Origin of the sequence: Novosphingobium silvae (assembly GCF_009856825.1) — a bacterium.
Lineage (GTDB): Bacteria > Pseudomonadota > Alphaproteobacteria > Sphingomonadales > Sphingomonadaceae > Novosphingobium > Novosphingobium silvae.
This window is the reverse complement of record NZ_WVTD01000002.1, coordinates 310611-327164: the sequence shown is the minus strand read 5'-3', so window position 1 is coordinate 327164 and position 16554 is coordinate 310611. Positions and strand designations below refer to the sequence as shown.

The window sequence follows — 16554 nt, the reverse complement described above, 5'->3', positions numbered from 1 at the left end:
GCTGGGCTATCTAGAAGATGTTGGCTCCCCGAGTAGGATTCGAACCTACGGCCATTCGATTAACAGTCGAATGCTCTACCGCTGAGCTATCGGGGAGCAGCCTGTCAGTGTTACCACCGCCGGGCAGGGGTGCGCCTATAACAGCGCCAGAAAGATTGGCAAGCCCGTTGAGGCAGAAATTTCACGCGACCTGCGATAAAATCTGCCGAGGCGGCGACCGGAGGCGCCAGGACCCGGATCGACGGCGCTCAGACCTGGAACTGCTCGGCGAAGATGCGCTCTTCCAGCGTGAAGCCGGGGTCGAACAGCAGGGTCAGTTCCTTCTTGGCCGAAGCGATGATCCGCACCGATGCGACGTCGCGCACTTCCTTCTGGTCCGCGACGGCGGCGACGGGCCGCTTGCCCGGCTCGCGGATCCTGAATTCCACTTCGGCGCTTTCGGGCAGGATCGCGCCTTTCCAGCGGCGCGGGCGGAATGGGCTGAGCGGCGTCATCGCCAGCATGCGGCTGCCCAAGGGCAGGATCGGGCCGTTCGCCGAAAGGTTGTAGGCGGTGGAGCCCACCGGCGTCGCGACCAGGATACCATCGCCCACCAGTTCTTCCATGCGTACGTGGCCGTTGATGCGCACTTCCAGCTTCGCCGTCTGGCGCGTTTCGCGCAGGAGCGAGACTTCGTTGATGGCATAATAGCTGTATTCGCGCCCATCGTTCGCCCGCGCGTGCATGCGCAGCGGGCGGACCGGCACGCGGTGCGCCTCGGCTACGCGGGTGGAGATCGGCACCCCGTCGTGCGGGCCGTTCATGAGGAACCCCACGGTTCCCAGGTTCATGCCGTAGACCGGCTTGATCGGCTGACCGTCGAGCATCTCGTGGAGGACGTGGAGCAGGAAACCGTCCCCGCCGAGCACCACGAGGATGTCTGCCTCCTGCTGGCTGACCCAGGGATGGGAATCGCGCAGGGCCCTTGCGCCGTCCTGCGCCTTGGCGCTGTCGGATACGATCAGCGCCAGTTTCGCGTCCATGCTCGTCATTTCCGGGATCGTCCAGCTACAGGGCGTGATCGTCCTGTTCCGGGACCGGGGCTGTAGAATTTTGAAGGGATTTGCAAGGCCTTTGGGCTATGGCGAGGCGATGCGGTCAAAACCAGACGACACGGTTGCGGGCTCCTCCAGAGGCAGGGCTGCGGCAAAGGGCGCGGCCAAGGGCATCGCCGACAGGCTGACCGGCATTCCCGGCGTGGAGGCGGTGTTCGAGCGGATCGCCGCATGGCGCGCGGATCCCGTGCTCATGCCGCACATGGCCCACGTCCACGCCATGCTGCTCAGCCTGCGGCGGCTCGACGCGATCAACATGGCCTATGGCGAGGCGGCGGGCGACGGCGCGCTCGAGGAAGTGGCGGCGCGCATCTCGCATTTCGCCGAGGAAGAGCTCGACGGGCCCTGGCTGCTGGCGCGCGCGGGCGGCGGCAGCTTCATCCTCGTCGCCAACGAGGCCTGCAGCCGCGAGCGCTGGCAACTGGTGGCCGACCAGCTGGCGGACATGATCGCGCGGCCGATCCCCGTTCCCTCGGGCATCCTGCGGCTCTCCCCCCGCATCGCGCTGATCCGTGCGCTGACCGGCGAGAGCGTCGAATCGATGCTCGACCGGCTCGGCCATGCGCTGGGCGAGGCGCACGAGCAGCAGGGCACGCGCCTGGCCTGGGCCGACGGGGAAGTGACCGTGCCCGGCCGCTCGGCGCAGCAGCTCGAGGCGGACCTTCTTGTCGCCATCGACAGGGACGAGATCGAGGTGCTGTTCCAGCCCCAGTTCGACCTTGCCGACGACAGCCTGACGGGCGCGGAGGCGCTGGCGCGGTGGAACCATCCCGAGCTTGGCCGGATCGGGGCAGGGGCGCTCTTCGCGATTGCCGAGCGGGCGGACCATGTGGGCCCGCTCTCGCGCCACATTGCGCGCAAGGCGCTGTGGGAGGCGCGGGAGTGGCCGGGATCGCTGCGCCTGTCGATCAACGTGACGGCGGCCGACCTCGCTTTCGGCAGCTATACCCGCCAGATGCTGGACCTGGTGCGCGAGAGCGGCTTCCCGCCGCGCCGCCTGACGCTGGAAGTGACCGAGCAGACGCTGATCGGCGACATCACCATGGCCGCGCAGACGCTGGCGGACTTTTCCGCGCAGGGCATCCGGATCGCGCTGGACGACTTTGGCGCGGGGTTCTGCAACTTCCGCTATCTCAAGGTGCTGCCGATCCACTATCTCAAGCTCGACCGCTCGATGATCGACGGCATCGTCACCGACCGGCGCGACGTCGCCGTGCTGCGCGCGATCGTGGCAATGGCCCGCGCGCTCGACCTTCAGGTCATCGCCGAGGGCATCGAGGACGAGGGCCAGCGACAGGTCGCCGCCCGCGAAGGCTGCGCCTACTTCCAGGGCTTCCTGCGCGCCCAACCCATGAGCGCCGCCCTGTTCGCCAGACTTGCCCTGAGCACGCCCAAGCAGCCCGGCAGCATCCCCCTCAGGAGCGTGTCACAAGCGGGGCCTGAGTAAGCGCGGAAAGCGGACGCGCTTTTCCTTTCAGGATCAGAGCCCAAGTCCGCTCGGGCCGAGCCCGCCGAAGGCCGTCTTGAATGCCGGGAGGAAGTTCCGTCAATCCGCTCACCCGGCGAGTGCCGGTATCCCGCTCGACGCTTCTTGCCGGACAAAGGCGACATAGGGGCACGCGGAGACGCGGAGGCGCGGAAGGTGTCCCGCAAGCCGCAGCCTTTCCTTGCTTCGCGAACCTGGCAACAATCGCAGCATCGAGGGAAACGTGGCGTCGCCGAAAAACCATCCTCCGCGTCTCCGCGCGGATAATGTTTCATCTTCTGCGCCCCGATCAGCGGCCGCAAAGGGTGGACAGCGGACGCTAGCTTGGAGGAACCTCATATCGATCATCCTCGGTCGCTTCATAGGAACCGAACTCATCGACGCAGCGCTTGTCGAGCCATCGTTGCCGTATGAGAGCTAACCGATAGAAGTACAAACCGAAGAAGGTTACAAGCAACCCAACAGCAGCCCAAAGGCCGTATGTAGCGACTGGTTCTGGAGAGAGCACAAGCAAAACGCATAGCGTTATCAGCGGCACTATGAGCCTAATCCATGTCCAGCGAGGAAAGTGAATAGCCGAAATTGTTGAGTTGAAACGCTTGACACCAAGCGGCTTTCTGCTGGCGGCTTGAACGCTGTTCAACGAGGCGACCACATCTTGATCGATAAGCCTGACGAGCCATTTCATAGATCGAACATAGCGCACCAATTCAGCGCGGCAAGGAAATGTCAGCAACGGGGCGTTTGCGGAAAGTCCGTCAGTCGCTTCATGTTTCATGAAAGCGGACGCGGCGCTTAGTGCCGTGTCTGATCGCTGCTCGCTCCGACACCGTTCTTTGCCTGCGAGCCGTTTTCAGACGCAGCGCGTCGCCGCCCGCCACGGTCAGGACTTGCGGGCGACGGCGCTGAGGCCTTTGGTCAGTTGCAGCAGGCCGTTCAGGCGGCTCTTCGGATCGCCCCAGGCGCGCTGCAGGACGAGCTTGTTGTCGGGGCGCAGCTTGACCGCGCCGTTGAGGCGTTCGGCGTAGGCGATGAGGCCTTCCGGGTTGGGGAAGCTGTCGTTGTGGAACGTCACCAGGGTGCCGCGCGCGCCGACGTCGATCTTCGCGATGTGCGCCTCGATGGCCTGCCGCTTGATCTGGATAAGCTGGACAAGGTTCGCGGTGGGCTGGGGCAGGGGACCGAAACGGTCGATCATCTCGGCCGAGAGCGATTCGATCTCGTCCTTGCTGTCGGCATCGTTGAGGCGCCGGTAAAGCGCCATGCGCACCGCGAGGTCGGGAACGTAGTCTTCTGGGATCATGATCGGCGCCTCGACCGTGATCTGCGGGGAGAGGCCCGTGGTGTCTTTTTCCAGCCCGACGCCGCCCGCGCGCGCGGCAAGGATCGCATCCTCCAGCATGGACTGGTAGAGTTCGAAGCCCACTTCGCGGATATGGCCGGACTGTTCGTCGCCCAGCAGGTTGCCGGCGCCCCGGATGTCGAGATCGTGGCTGGCAAGCTGGAAGCCCGCGCCCAGCGAATCGAGGTCGCCCAGAACCTTGAGGCGCTTTTCCGAGACTTCGGTGAGGCCCTGGCCCGGCGGCGTGGTGAGATAGGCGTAGGCGCGCAGCTTGGATCGCCCCACGCGGCCGCGCAGCTGGTAGAGCTGGGCAAGGCCGAACCGGTCCGCGCGGTGGATGATGATCGTGTTGGCACGCGGGATGTCGATGCCGCTCTCCACGATCGTGGTGGAAAGCAGGACCTCGTACTTGCCCTCATAGAAGGCGCCCATGCGCTCTTCCACCTCGGTGGCGGACATCTGCCCGTGCGCGGCGATGACCTTGACCTCGGGTACATGCTTGTGCAGCCAGTCCTCCATCTCCGGCATGTCGGAGATGCGCGGCACCACGATGAAGCTCTGGCCGCCGCGGTGATGCTCGCGCAGCAGGGCCTCGCGCATCACCATGTCGTCCCACTCCATGACGTAAGTGCGCACGGCCAGGCGGTCCACCGGCGGGGTCTGGATGGTGGAGAGTTCGCGCAGGCCCGACATCGCCATCTGCAGCGTGCGCGGAATGGGCGTGGCGGTGAGCGTCAGCACGTGCACGTCGGCGCGCAGCTGCTTCAGCTTTTCCTTGTGCGTGACACCGAAGCGCTGCTCCTCGTCGACGATGACGAGGCCGAGGCGCTTGAAGCTTACGCTTTTCGACAGGATCGCGTGCGTGCCGCACACGACGTCGACCGTGCCGTCAGCCAGCCCCTCGCGCGTGGCCTTCGCTTCCTTTTCGGGCACGAGGCGCGAGAGGCGGCCCACCTGCAGGGGAAAGCCGTTGAAGCGCTCGGCGAAGCCCGAATAGTGCTGGCGGGCGAGAAGGGTGGTGGGGGCGACCACGGCCACCTGATGGCCGGCCATAGCCGCGACGAAGGCGGCGCGCAGCGCGACCTCGGTCTTGCCGAAGCCCACGTCGCCGCAGACGAGGCGATCCATCGGCCTGCCGCTGGCGAGGTCTTCCAGCGTGTCCGAGATGGCGGCATCCTGGTCGTCGGTCTCCTGCCAGGGGAAACGGTCGACGAACTGGTTGAAGGTGGAGTCCTCGGCCGCGAGCACCGGGGCCTGGCGCAGCGCGCGTTCGGCCGCAGTCTTCATCAGCTCGCCCGCGATCTCGCGGATGCGCTCCTTCAGCTTGGCACGGCGCTTCTGCCACGCCTCGCCGCCCAGCTTGTCAAGCGCGACACCCTCGGCCTCGCTGCCGTAGCGCGAAAGGACGTCGAGGTTCTCGACCGGGATGTAGAGCTTGTCGCCGCTTGCGTAAGTCAGCATCACGCAGTCGTGCGGGCTTTCGCCGACGGGGATCGACTGCAGCCCTTCGTAGCGGCCGATGCCGTGGTCCATGTGGACGATGAGATCGCCCGGCGTCAGCGCCGCCAGTTCGGCGAGGAAGGCGTCGGAATCCTTCTTCTTTTTCTTCCGCCGGACCAGGCGGTCGCCCAGGATGTCCTGCTCGGTGATGACCTCGAGCGCATCGCTGGAGAAGCCGGTTTCGAGCGGGAGCACCAGCGCGGCGGAGCGGCCCTGCACCGCAAGGCCCAGGGCTTCCTGCCAGGCATCGGCGAGGCGCGGCTCGGGGCCATGCGCTTCGCCCAGGATCGAGGCGATGCGCGCGCGGCTGCCGGTGGAATAAGCCGCGAGGATCGCCTTGCGGCCCGACTTGGAGATCGCCTGCAAGTGCCGGGCGGCCGCTTCGTAGGCGTTGTCTCCCCGGGCCCGTTCGGGCGCGAAGTCGCGTGCGTTGCCGAAGCCGAAGTCGATGACTTTGGCCGATTCCGGCTGGGCGAAGGGATCGGCGCGGTGCACCGGATGAGCCGCGACGAGCCCGTCGATCTCTTCCTTGCCGAGATAGAGCGCATCGGCCGGGAGCGGGCGGTAGGAGCCGGCCTTCTGGCCCGAGGTGTCGAGACGCGCCTTGTGATAGTCCGCGATGTCGGTCAGCCGCTCGTCGATGGCGCCGAGGGCGGCGGAGTCCACGACGATGACGTCTTCGGGTCCGAGATGGTCGAACAGGGTGACCAGCCGATCCTCGAACAGCGGCAGCCAGTGCTCCATGCCGGCAAGGCGGCGCCCGTCGCTCACTGCCTGGTAGAGCGGATCGGCGGTGGCGTTGGCACCGAACATCTCGCGGTAGCGGGTGCGGAAACGCTTCACCGTCTCGTCGTCGACCAGCGCCTCGCTCGCGGGCAGCAGCAGGTGCTCGGGAGTGGTGCCGGTGGAGCGCTGCGTCCCGGTATCGAACAGGCGCAGCGTCTCCAGCTCGTCTCCGAAGAAGTCGAGGCGAAGGCCTGCCGAACCTTCCCCGGATTCCAGGCCTGAGGGCACGATGTCGAAGATCGAGCCGCGCACCGCGAACTCGCCCGCGTCGATCGCAGTGTCGGCTCGGTGGTATCCCTGGCGGCGCAGCAGCGCGATGAGGCTTTCGTGCCCCACTTCCATGCCGGGCTTGAGCAGCCGGACCGATTCGCGGATGCGGAACGGGGTCAGGACGCGCTGGAGCAGGGCGTTCGTGGTGGTGACGAGAAGCTGCGGACCCTGTCGCTTGAGCTGCAGCGCATGAAGTGCGGCGAGGCGGCGGGCGCTGACGGAAAGTGCCGGGCTCGACCGGTCATAGGGCAGGCAGTCCCATGCCGGGAATTCTATCACCTGCAGTTCGGGCGCGAAGAACTGCGCGGCGCTGGCGATGGCGGACATCGCCGCCTCGTTGTCCGCCACGAAAACGGCGCGTCCTGCCTTGGCGGCGGCGCGGGCGAGGTCGGCCATGACCAGCGGCTGGCTGCCACGGGTTACCGAAGCCAGCGTCAGCGGCGTCGAGGCGGAGAGGATGCGGGAAAAGTCAGGCATGTGAGGGAGGAAGCGAGATATGAGGAAGGGGTTGCAAATACAATGATGTTCTTGATCCGTGCTGCACGGGCACAGAGGCGGCCTCGGGAGGGCTGTCAGGGCCTCGCCTTGACAGATATAACCAATTGGGTTATAAGCCTCGCCATCGATTACGATCGATCAAGCGGCGGAACGGAAAGAAGCGCGCAGCTGACGCTTCTCCCGCTTCTTTTCGCAAGCGGTCGGCGCCCGGCAGCAGCACCGGTGATTGCCGCAAGAGGATGCGTGGACGAAGATGAGGGTATGCCCTCAGGGAAGACGGCCTGGACGCGAGCCCTGCCCGTCACCCCCACGCACCGCACGGGCCGAGCCCGGGAGAGCAAGGCCGCTCCCGAGCCGTTCGCAAACGAGAGCCGACCGGCAGCGCCCGCGTGATGCCCGCGAGCAAAAACACCAGCGTCGACCGCTTTTCCGTCCGCTGACTTTCCCAACCGGCGTTATCCCGCACTCGCCAGCGGGCAATCAGGCTTGTCCGAAGATGGCGGCAGTAGCTGCGGCTGAGGCTGCGATTGCGGCCGTTCAGTCCCTCGGGATGATGACGTAGTCCAGCTTCATCATGCGCTCCACCAGCGGCCCGCGGTATTCCTCGGGGATGCTGAGCGTGCCGAGCGCCCAGCCCATGATGTCGACGTCTTCCTCTTCGATCATGCGCTCGAACAGGGCGATCTCGTCCTCGGACCACTGCGCGTGGAAGCGGTCGAAGAAGCATCCGATCATGTAGTCTGCCTCGCGCGTGCCGCGATGCCAGGCGCGGAACTTGAGGCGGGCGAGGCGGGGTGAGAGGTCGCTCATGCCCGCGCGTTACAATGGCGCACGGGCATGAGCAAGCCGGAGCCGGGTGGCGGCCCGGAGCGGTCAGCTGTGAAGGACGCGGATGATCTCCTGCGTCGGGCGGCCGGTCAGCGTCTTGGGCACTTCGCCCAGCAGCACGCCTTCGAGTTCCTTGTGGTAGTGTCGGCGCATCTGGCCGAGCGACTTGGGATCGGCAACGACCACCAGCTTGTCGATCTGGCGGCTGAGCACCTGCGAGTTCAGCCACTGGGCCACGGCGGTGACGTGCGCGGCCTCCTCCATCTTGTCGAGCCGGTCCTTGGGCGCGCCGGACTGGAAGCGCGAGATCTTGTCGTGGTCCTTCGCGGCCGAACTGTAGTTCGTGGCCTCCAGGTCAGGCGTCTCGATCGCGGTGAGCTGCGGCTCGGCCTCGATGCCGGAGTTACGGTAGAGTTCGAAGTTCTCCCCGTCGACGATCGCGAACACGGTTCCGTGCGGCAAGAGCATGAGCTTCTCCTATGAGGGTGACGGTCTCTGGTTGACGGTGATCCAACGGGGGCGTGACAGGCAAAGTTCCATTCGCTCTGGCGAAACGCTCCGCATCCGCGCCGGAGCGGGCCCCATCGTTTTCCCTGCCGAGCGGTGTTTCCACCAAGCCCGAAAAGGCTCTAAGAGGCGCGCGTCATGCGGCCCGAAGCGCTCAATCCCCTTTTCGTCGAAGTCGAGGCGCTGGAAGGCGTCGGCCCCAAGCTGCGCAAGCCGCTGGAGAAACTGGGCCTGACCCGCATCCGCGACCTCGCCTATCACTTGCCCGACCGCTTCGTGGAGCGGCGCGCGGTCACCAGTCTCTACGAGGCGAGCGTCGGCGAGAACGTGATCGTCGCGCTTACCGTGCGCGAGCATCGCTCCCCCGCCGGGCGCGGGCCCTTCCGGGTCATGGCCGAGGATGGGGCGGGCAACATTTGCACGCTCACTTACTTCGGGCGGGCGTCCTATTCCGCGCGCAAGCAGCTTCCGGTGGGCGAACTGCGCTGGGTGGCGGGGCGCATCGACCAGTATGGCCAGATGCTGCAGATCGTCCATCCAGAGCATGTCTCCGAAAACGCATCCGCGCCGCTCGGCCAGCTCTGCGAGGCGGTCTACCCCCTTTCCGAAGGCCTGACGCAGGGCCGCGCCGCCGCTCTCGTCGCGCAGGCGCTGAAGGCCCTTCCGGTGCTGTCCGAATGGATCGAGCCCGGCCTCCTGAACAAGATGGGCTGGCCCGCCTGGCACGATGCGGTGGTCGAGGCGCATCGCGGCGTCCACCAGCCCGCGCGCGACCGGCTCGCCTACGACGAACTGCTCGCCAATGCGCTGGCGCTGATGCTGGTGCGCGAATCCAACCGCTCGCAACGGGGCACTCCGCTGGCCGGGGACGGAAGCCTGCGCGCCCGGCTGAAGCTGCCTTTCGCGCTGACCGGCGCGCAGGCCCGCTCCATCGCCGAGATCGAGGGCGACCTTGCCCAGGCCGCGCCGATGCTGCGCCTGCTGCAGGGCGACGTGGGTTCGGGCAAGACGGTGGTGGCGCTCACCTCGATGCTGATCGCGGTGGAAGCGGGGGCCCAGGCCGCGCTGCTCGCGCCGACCGAGATCCTCGCCCGCCAGCACTACGAGACGCTCTCGCGGATGCTGCAGGGCACAGGCGTCGAGATCGCGCTGCTCACCGGGCGCGACAAGGGCAAGGCGCGGGAGGCGATCCTGATGGGGCTGCTGGACGGCTCCATCCAGATCGTGGTGGGCACGCACGCGATCTTTCAGGACGCCGTGGCCTACCGCAACCTCGCGCTCGTTGTGATCGACGAGCAGCATCGCTTCGGCGTCGGTCAGCGCCTGATGCTGGCGCGCAAGGGCCGCCGCACGCCGCATACGCTGGCGATGACCGCGACCCCGATCCCCCGCACGCTGACGCTCGCGCAGTACGGCGAGATGGAAGTCTCCAAACTCGACGAACTGCCGCCCGGGCGGCAGGCGATCGACACGCGCGTGGTTGCGGTGGAGCGGATGGACGATGTCGCCGCTGCGCTCGCCCGCCATATCGAGACGGGGCAGCAGGCATACTGGGTCTGCCCGATGGTCAACGAGAGCGAGACCGACGACCTCGCCGCCGCGGAAGCGCGCTACGCCGCCTTGAAGGAGCGCTTCGGCGATGCGGTCGCGCTGGTCCACGGGCAGCTGCGGCCCGAGGCCAAGGACGCGGCGATGGAGCGTTTCGCGCGCGGCGAAGCGAGCCTGCTGGTCGCCACCACCGTGATCGAGGTGGGGGTCGACGTGCCTAATGCCACGCTCATGGTGATCGAACAGGCGGAGCGCTTCGGCCTTGCCCAGCTGCACCAGCTGCGCGGGCGCGTGGGGCGCGGCTCGGGCAAGTCCACCTGCCTCCTGCTGCGCGGAGCCCAGCTGTCCGAAACCGCGCGCCAGCGCCTGGCGCTCATGCGCGAGACGCAGGACGGCTTTCGCCTTGCCGAGGAAGACCTGCAACTGCGCGGCGGCGGCGAACTGCTAGGCACGCGCCAGTCGGGCGACACGCCGTTCCGGATCGCCAGCCTCGAGCAGATCACCAAGCTGCTTCCCCTGGCGCATGACGACGCACGCCTGCTGATCGAGCGCGACGGCGGTCTTTCCGGGCCCCGGGGCGAAGCGGCGCGCCTGCTGCTCTACCTCTTCGAGCGCGACTGGGGGGTACAGCTGCTTCGATCTGGCTGATCGGTGCGATGCCGGTGCGAGCCATGCGGCCCGGAGCGTTGCTGCTCGCCTTGCAGGAGAAAGGAACGGAAGGGGGAGCGGCTGGGCCCGGAACGACAAAGGGCGCATCCCGAAGGACGCGCCCTTTGCGAATAAATGGTCGGGGAAAGAGGATTCGAACCTCCGGCCCCTGCCTCCCGAAGACAGTGCTCTACCAGGCTGAGCTATTCCCCGACCGGAGGGCGATCCGAAGACCGCCCGAGGCAGGAGCGCGCCTATAGAGAGCGATTCCGGGGGTGGCAAGGGGGCTTTCGTGGAAAAATGTCGGCGCAGGGCTGCGCAGGCGCATGCCGGGTTCTTGCGGCGAGCGGGGGAACGGGAATGCGTGCGCCTTTTCATCGGGGAGCCCTCCGGTTAGGCTCGCGCCCATGACCACCGCCACGCTTGACGCCGCGCCCGCCGCCACTTGTGCAAACCCGCACTGGGAGCACCAGTACCTCGATCTCATGCGCCGAATCTGGACGCAGGGCGACGAGCGGGTGGACCGCACCGGCGTCGGCACGCGCTCGCTGTTCGGGGCCACGATCCGCTTCGATCTGTCCGGCGGTGCGATGCCGCTGCTCACCACCAAGCGCGTCTACTGGAAGACCGCGACGCGCGAACTGCTCTGGTTCCTGACAGGCGACACCAACATCCGCGCCCTTTGCGCGCAAGGGGTGGAGATCTGGACCGACTGGCCGCTCGATCGCTATCGCCGCGAGACCGGCGAGGCGATCGAACGCAAGGATTTCTCCGCAAGGATCGTCGCGGACGAGGCCTTCGCGCGCGAATGGGGCGATCTTGGCCCCGTCTACGGCAAGCAGTGGGTGGACTGGCCGACCTACGAACCGGCGGGAGAGGAGGGGCTGTTCCGGCGAGGGCCGGGCGTGAACCAGATCGCGCAGGTGTTGGAAAGCCTGAAGTCGAACCCCGGCAGCCGCCGCCACATCATCGAGGGCTGGAACGTCGCGGAGCTGCCGGCCATGGCCCTGCCGCCCTGTCACAAGACCTACCAGTTCCACGTCTCCGACGGGAAGCTGTCCTGCCTGCTCTACCAGCGCAGCTGCGACCTGGGCCTGGGCTTTGCATTCAACATGTGGTCGCTGGCGCTGCTGACTCGGATGATGGCGCAGCAATGCAACCTCGAGCCGGGTGAAGCCGTTTGGACAGGCGGCGATGTCCATCTGTACCTCAACCACGGCTCTCTCGTCGAAGAGCAGCTTTCGCGCACGCCTTCGGGAGAAGCGCGGATGACGATCCTGCGGCGCCCCGAATCGGTGTTCGACTACCGGATCGAGGACTTCGACGTGAGCGGATATGCGCCGCAGGGCCATATCGCGGCGCCGGTTGCGGTCTGATTGACATTGCCCAGACTTGAAATAATATGACTGAACCGTAGAATTTTGAAACTCAAGGTTCTCGCGGCCCGACATCGGCGGGAGAGCAGAAAACATGGGTGAAGGCCCGATTCCTGAAAGCACCCGGCGCGGCAACCTGCCGCCGCTGGAACTCTATGTACCCGAGCCCCGGTACCGACCGGGCGACGTGGTCGATTATTCGCACCTTCCGGTCCCGCCTGCAGGGCAACTGCCGCGTCCGGACGAATCCTGCGAGGCGGCCGAGACATGGCCCCTCACGCTCGACATGATCCGCGTGCTAGACGAGGACGACCGCGCGGTCGGTGCATGGAACCCCGGCCTCGATGCCGAGACGCTGCGCCGCATGCTGCGCATGATGGCGCTCACCCGCGCCTTCGACGACCGCATGTACCGCGGCCAGCGCCAGGGGAAGACCAGCTTCTACATGAAGAGCGTGGGCGAGGAGGCGATCTCGGTCGCCCATGCACAGGCCCTCGCGCGGGACGACATGGTGTTCCCCACCTATCGCCAGCAGGGCATCCTGATCTCGCGCGGGTATCCGCTGGTGGAGATGATCAACCAGATCTACTCCAACCGGGCGGACACCCTGAAGGGCCGGCAGTTGCCCGTCATGTACTCCGCGCGCGATTACGGGTTCTTCTCCATCTCGGGCAATCTGGCGACCCAGCTTCCCCAGGCGGTGGGCTGGGGCATGGCAAGCGCCATCAAGGGCGACACGCGCGTCGCTTCGGCCTTCGTGGGCGAGGGATCGAGCGCGGAGGGCGACTTCCATGCCGCCATGACCTTTGCCGCCGTCTACAATGCGCCCGTGGTGCTGAACCTCGTCAACAACCAGTGGGCGATCTCCAGCTTCTCGGGTTTCGCGGGCGCGGAGCGCACGACGTTCGCCGCGCGGGCGACCGGCTACGGCATCGCCGGGCTGCGGGTGGACGGGAACGATGCGCTGGCGGTCTATGCCGCCTCGCGCTGGGCGGCCGATCGCGCGCGGGCGAACAAGGGCCCGACGCTCATCGAGCATTTCACCTACCGCGCCGAGGGGCACTCCACCTCGGACGACCCGTCCGCCTACCGTTCGGCGCAGGAGCGCGAGGAATGGCCGCTCGGCGATCCCATCATGCGCCTCAAGAAGCATCTCATCGCGCTCGGCGAATGGTCGGAGGAGCAGCAGGAAGCGATGGACCGCGAACTCGTCGACCAGGTCAAGGTCGCCACCAAGGAGGCCGAGAAGAACGGCGTGCTGGGCCACGGGCTGCACCACCCGTTCCACACCATGTTCGAGGACGTCTTCGAGGAACTGCCCTGGCACCTCGAGGAGCAGGCCGCGCAGGCGATCCGCGAGCGCGAGATCAAGTGGCCTCACTGGAAAGAGGAGGGGCGGAGCGATGGTCATGATTGAGGAAGCCGCAGCCGGCGTCCACGATGCGCCCACCCGCCATATGAACATGATCGAGGCGATCAACGACGCGCTCGACATCATGATGGGCCGCGACGACGACATCGTCATCCTGGGCGAGGACGTCGGATATTTCGGCGGCGTGTTCCGCGCGACGGCAGGCCTGCAGAAGAAGTACGGCCGCAACCGGGTGTTCGATTCGCCGATCAACGAATGCGGCATCGTCGGCGCTGCGGTGGGCATGGCTGCCTACGGTCTGCGGCCGGTGCCGGAAATCCAGTTCGCGGACTACATCTATCCCGGCCTCGACCAGCTCGTCTCGGAGGCGGCGCGCATGCGCTATCGTTCGGCGGGGGAGTTCACCGCGCCGATCACGATCCGCTCGCCGTTTGGCGGCGGCATCTTCGGCGGGCAGACCCACAGCCAGAGCCCGGAGGCGCTGTTCACGCACGTCGCGGGCCTGAAGACGGTCATCCCCTGCACGCCGCGCGACGCCAAGGGACTGCTGATCGCAGCGATCGAGGACAACGATCCGGTCATCTTCTTCGAGCCCAAGCGCATCTACAACGGCCCGTTCGACGGCTACTACGACAAGCCTTCGCGGACCTGGAAGGGGCATCCGGGCGGCGATGTGCCCGAGGGCTACTATCGCATACCGCTCGGCAAGGCGCGGATCGTGCGCGAAGGCGCGGCGCTGACCGTGCTGTCCTACGGCACGATGATCCATGTCGCCGAGGCGGTGCTCGCGGAGAAGGGCATCGACGCCGAGATCATCGACCTGCGCACGCTTGTCCCGCTGGACATCGAGGCTGTGGAAAAGTCGGTGGAGAAGACCGGCAAATGCCTGGTGATACATGAGGCGACCCGCACCTCCGGTTTCGGCGCCGAGCTTGTGGCGCTCGTCCAGGAGCGCTGCTTCTACCACCTCGAGGCACCTGTGGAGCGCGTCACCGGTTTCGACACGCCTTATCCGCACAGCCTCGAGTGGGCCTATTTTCCCGGTCCCGTCCGCATCGGCGAGGCGGTCGATCGTCTGATGAAGGACTGATCCCATGGGTCGTTATACGTTCACGCTGCCCGACATCGGGGAAGGCATCGCCGAGGCCGAGATCGTCGCCTGGCACGTCAAGGTCGGCGACAGGGTCGAGGAAGACGGCCGCCTCGCCGACATGATGACCGACAAGGCCACGGTCGAGATGGAAAGCCCGGTATCGGGCACCGTCATCGAAGTGGCGGGAGCGGAAGGCGATGTCGTCGCCATCGGATCGCCGCTGGTCGTGATCGAGGTGGAAGGCACAGGCGAGCCCGAAGGGCAGGCGCCTGCTCCCAAGGCCGCTGTGGTGGAAGAGCGCATCGAGGTGGAGAACCCCGATGCCGGTGACGCCGAGCGGGTGCAGGCCGCAGCAGCTGCCGCCGGGGAAGAGGCTCCCGCCTCGCCCGGGCCTGTGCCTTCGCATGACGAGCTGGCACCAATTGCAACACCAACGCCGCCGCCGGCCGTAGACGCAGAGAAGAACCGCGTGCTTGCCAGCCCCGCCGTGCGCAAGCGCGCGAAGGACCTTGGGATAGACCTCGGGCAGGTACGGTCCGCCGAGGACGGCCGCGTGCGGCACGCGGATCTGGACGCGTTCCTCTCCTACAACGCGGGCGGCGGTTTCCACGCCGCAGGCGTCAGGGGCAAGGACGAGCAGGTTCGCGTCATCGGTTTGCGGCGTCGCATCGCCGAGAACATGGCCGCGTCCAAGCGCAACATCCCGCACTTCGCCTATGTCGAGGAATACGACGTGACGGCGCTGGAGGATACGCGGGCGCAGCTGAACGCCGGGCGCAGCAACCGCCCCAAGCTGACCATGCTGCCTTTCCTCATCACCGCCATCTGCCGCCTGCTGCCCAGCTATCCGATGCTGAACGCGCATTACGACGATGAGGCAGGCGTGGTGACCCGCCATGGCTCGGTCCACCTCGGCATCGCGGCGCAGACGCCGGCAGGGCTGATGGTGCCGGTGATCCGCAACGCCGAAAGCCGCAACCTGTGGCAGCTCGCAACGGAGATCTCGCGCCTTGCGCAGGCCGCGCGCGACGGATCGGCGAAGTCGTCCGAACTCTCGGGCTCGACGATCACCGTCACCTCGCTGGGCCCGATGGGCGGCGTGGCGACCACGCCCGTCATCAACCGTCCGGAAGTGGCCATCATCGGTCCCAACCGGATCGTCGAACGGCCGATGTTCGTGAAGGGCGCGGACGGCACGGAACGCGTGGAAAAGCGCAAAATCATGAACATCTCGATGAGCTGCGATCACCGCGTCGTCGACGGGTTTGACGCGGCCAGCTTTGCGCAGGACCTCAAGAAGCTGATCGAGGCTCCGGCACTCATTCTCGCAGGCTGAGGGAAAGGTGGCTGGCATGGACCGGGATTCGCGCGTGGACGCTTACATCGCCGCCATGGCGCCTCCGGTTCAGGCCATGCTGCAGCACCTGCGCGAAGCGATCGCGGCCGCGCTTCCCGACGCTGCTGAGACCATAAAGTGGAAAGTGCCGCACTACACCGTGGCGGGTCGCAATGTAGCGGGCCTGGCGGGGTTCAAGGCACACTGTTCGCTCGGCATCCACGGCGACAAGGAACACAGCCGCTACATCAGGATCGGATCGATGGCGGACATGCCGGGCCGCCACGAGCTTGCCGCCATCCTCGTCGAAGCGCGTCAGCGGATCACCGCTCCCAAGCCCTGAGAGCGGCGTACGCGGCGATCTTCCGCCACTGCGGCACCAAATCATCGTCAGACGTGACGCTCCCACTGCTCTGCAAGGCTTGCGAAGGCGGCGGAAAGTACCGGAAAGCCCGGGCAATCCGGCGTACGCCAGACCGGCGGAAGTGGCTCTCAGAAAAAAGTCCGCGCGGCCTCTGCAAGGCTGTTGACAGCCCTGCGAGGCTGGCCTAGTGGCGGCGCTCCCAAGCGGACGCAACCGCAAGAACGCGGGTGTAGCTCAGTTGGTTAGAGTGCCGGCCTGTCACGCCGGAGGTCGCGGGTTCGAGCCCCGTCACTCGCGCCACTTGGGGCAGTTTCTCTCTTTCACAAGAGGGGGACGGTCCGGCCTGAAGGCTGGAGATGCCGGTAACCCGGTGGTTTGAAGCCTGCCTCAAGGTTTCGCACACATCGCTGCGCGGGTGTAGCTCAGTTGGTTAGAGTGCCGGCCTGTCACGCCGGAGGTCGCGGGTTCGAGCCCCGTCACTCGCGCCACTTCTTGAACGAAGTGGC

At 66.6% G+C, this 16554-nt stretch carries 12 protein-coding genes and 4 tRNA genes; 9 read left to right on the top strand and 7 right to left on the bottom strand.

All coding sequences use genetic code 11. The features are described from left to right. Positions 1-21 precede the first annotated feature (21 nt). A tRNA-Asn gene (locus tag GR702_RS04510) sits at positions 22-96 on the bottom strand. Between the two features lie 152 nt (positions 97-248). Next, positions 249-1022: an NAD kinase gene (locus GR702_RS04505; protein WP_202408043.1), complete on the bottom strand. Its 774-nt coding sequence runs from the start codon at positions 1020-1022 to the stop codon at positions 249-251. 109 nt (positions 1023-1131) lie between these two features. Between GR702_RS04505 and GR702_RS04500 the strand changes: the two genes are divergently transcribed. Further along, the gene (locus GR702_RS04500) at positions 1132-2541 is read left to right on the top strand and encodes an EAL domain-containing protein (RefSeq protein ID WP_419880282.1); all 1410 of its coding nucleotides are present in this window, start codon (positions 1132-1134) and stop codon (positions 2539-2541) included. Between the two features lie 358 nt (positions 2542-2899). On the opposite strand, the gene GR702_RS22750 is transcribed toward GR702_RS04500, so the two are convergent. The 4 genes from GR702_RS22750 to GR702_RS04485 form a co-directional block, all read right to left on the bottom strand. Continuing rightward, positions 2900-3268, bottom strand: coding sequence for a MauE/DoxX family redox-associated membrane protein (locus GR702_RS22750; RefSeq protein ID WP_419880281.1), 369 nt, complete (start codon positions 3266-3268; stop codon positions 2900-2902). 195 nt (positions 3269-3463) lie between these two features. After that, positions 3464-6955: a transcription-repair coupling factor gene (mfd, locus tag GR702_RS04495; RefSeq protein ID WP_160984764.1), complete on the bottom strand. Its 3492-nt coding sequence runs from the start codon at positions 6953-6955 to the stop codon at positions 3464-3466. A gap of 558 nt (positions 6956-7513) precedes the next feature. After that, on the bottom strand, positions 7514-7786 hold the full coding sequence (locus GR702_RS04490; RefSeq protein WP_160984763.1) for an FAD assembly factor SdhE: 273 nt from the start codon (positions 7784-7786) through the stop codon (positions 7514-7516). 63 nt (positions 7787-7849) lie between these two features. Then, on the bottom strand, positions 7850-8272 hold the full coding sequence (locus tag GR702_RS04485; RefSeq protein WP_160984762.1) for a host attachment protein: 423 nt from the start codon (positions 8270-8272) through the stop codon (positions 7850-7852). A 177-nt stretch (positions 8273-8449) separates the two neighbouring features. Between GR702_RS04485 and recG the strand changes: the two genes are divergently transcribed. Beyond that, on the top strand, positions 8450-10507 hold the full coding sequence (gene recG, locus GR702_RS04480; RefSeq protein ID WP_160984761.1) for an ATP-dependent DNA helicase RecG: 2058 nt from the start codon (positions 8450-8452) through the stop codon (positions 10505-10507). 136 nt (positions 10508-10643) lie between these two features. Here the strand turns inward: recG and GR702_RS04475 are convergent. Then, positions 10644-10720: transfer RNA gene (locus GR702_RS04475), tRNA-Pro, on the bottom strand. Between the two features lie 194 nt (positions 10721-10914). Between GR702_RS04475 and thyA the strand changes: the two genes are divergently transcribed. The 7 genes from thyA (at position 10915) to GR702_RS04440 (ending at position 16536) form a co-directional block, all read left to right on the top strand. Further along, on the top strand, positions 10915-11883 hold the full coding sequence (gene thyA / locus GR702_RS04470) for a thymidylate synthase (RefSeq protein ID WP_160984760.1): 969 nt from the start codon (positions 10915-10917) through the stop codon (positions 11881-11883). Between the two features lie 94 nt (positions 11884-11977). After that, a complete protein-coding gene (locus GR702_RS04465; RefSeq protein ID WP_160984759.1) occupies positions 11978-13300 on the top strand; it encodes a 3-methyl-2-oxobutanoate dehydrogenase (2-methylpropanoyl-transferring) subunit alpha in 1323 nt (440 codons plus the stop codon). Beyond that, positions 13293-14345 carry an alpha-ketoacid dehydrogenase subunit beta gene (locus GR702_RS04460; RefSeq protein WP_237449545.1) on the top strand — a complete coding sequence of 351 codons (1053 nt, stop codon included), beginning with the start codon at positions 13293-13295 and terminating at the stop codon, positions 14343-14345. The genes GR702_RS04465 and GR702_RS04460 overlap by 8 nt, the downstream gene beginning before the upstream one ends. A 4-nt stretch (positions 14346-14349) precedes the next feature. After that, a complete protein-coding gene (locus tag GR702_RS04455) occupies positions 14350-15684 on the top strand; it encodes a dihydrolipoamide acetyltransferase family protein (protein WP_160984758.1) in 1335 nt (444 codons plus the stop codon). A gap of 16 nt (positions 15685-15700) precedes the next feature. Further along, on the top strand, positions 15701-16027 hold the full coding sequence (locus GR702_RS04450) for a DUF1801 domain-containing protein (protein ID WP_160984757.1): 327 nt from the start codon (positions 15701-15703) through the stop codon (positions 16025-16027). Positions 16028-16271: 244 nt separating this feature from the next. After that, positions 16272-16348 (top strand) — tRNA-Asp (locus GR702_RS04445). 111 nt (positions 16349-16459) lie between these two features. Further along, positions 16460-16536, top strand: a tRNA-Asp gene (locus tag GR702_RS04440). Positions 16537-16554: the final 18 nt, after the last annotated feature.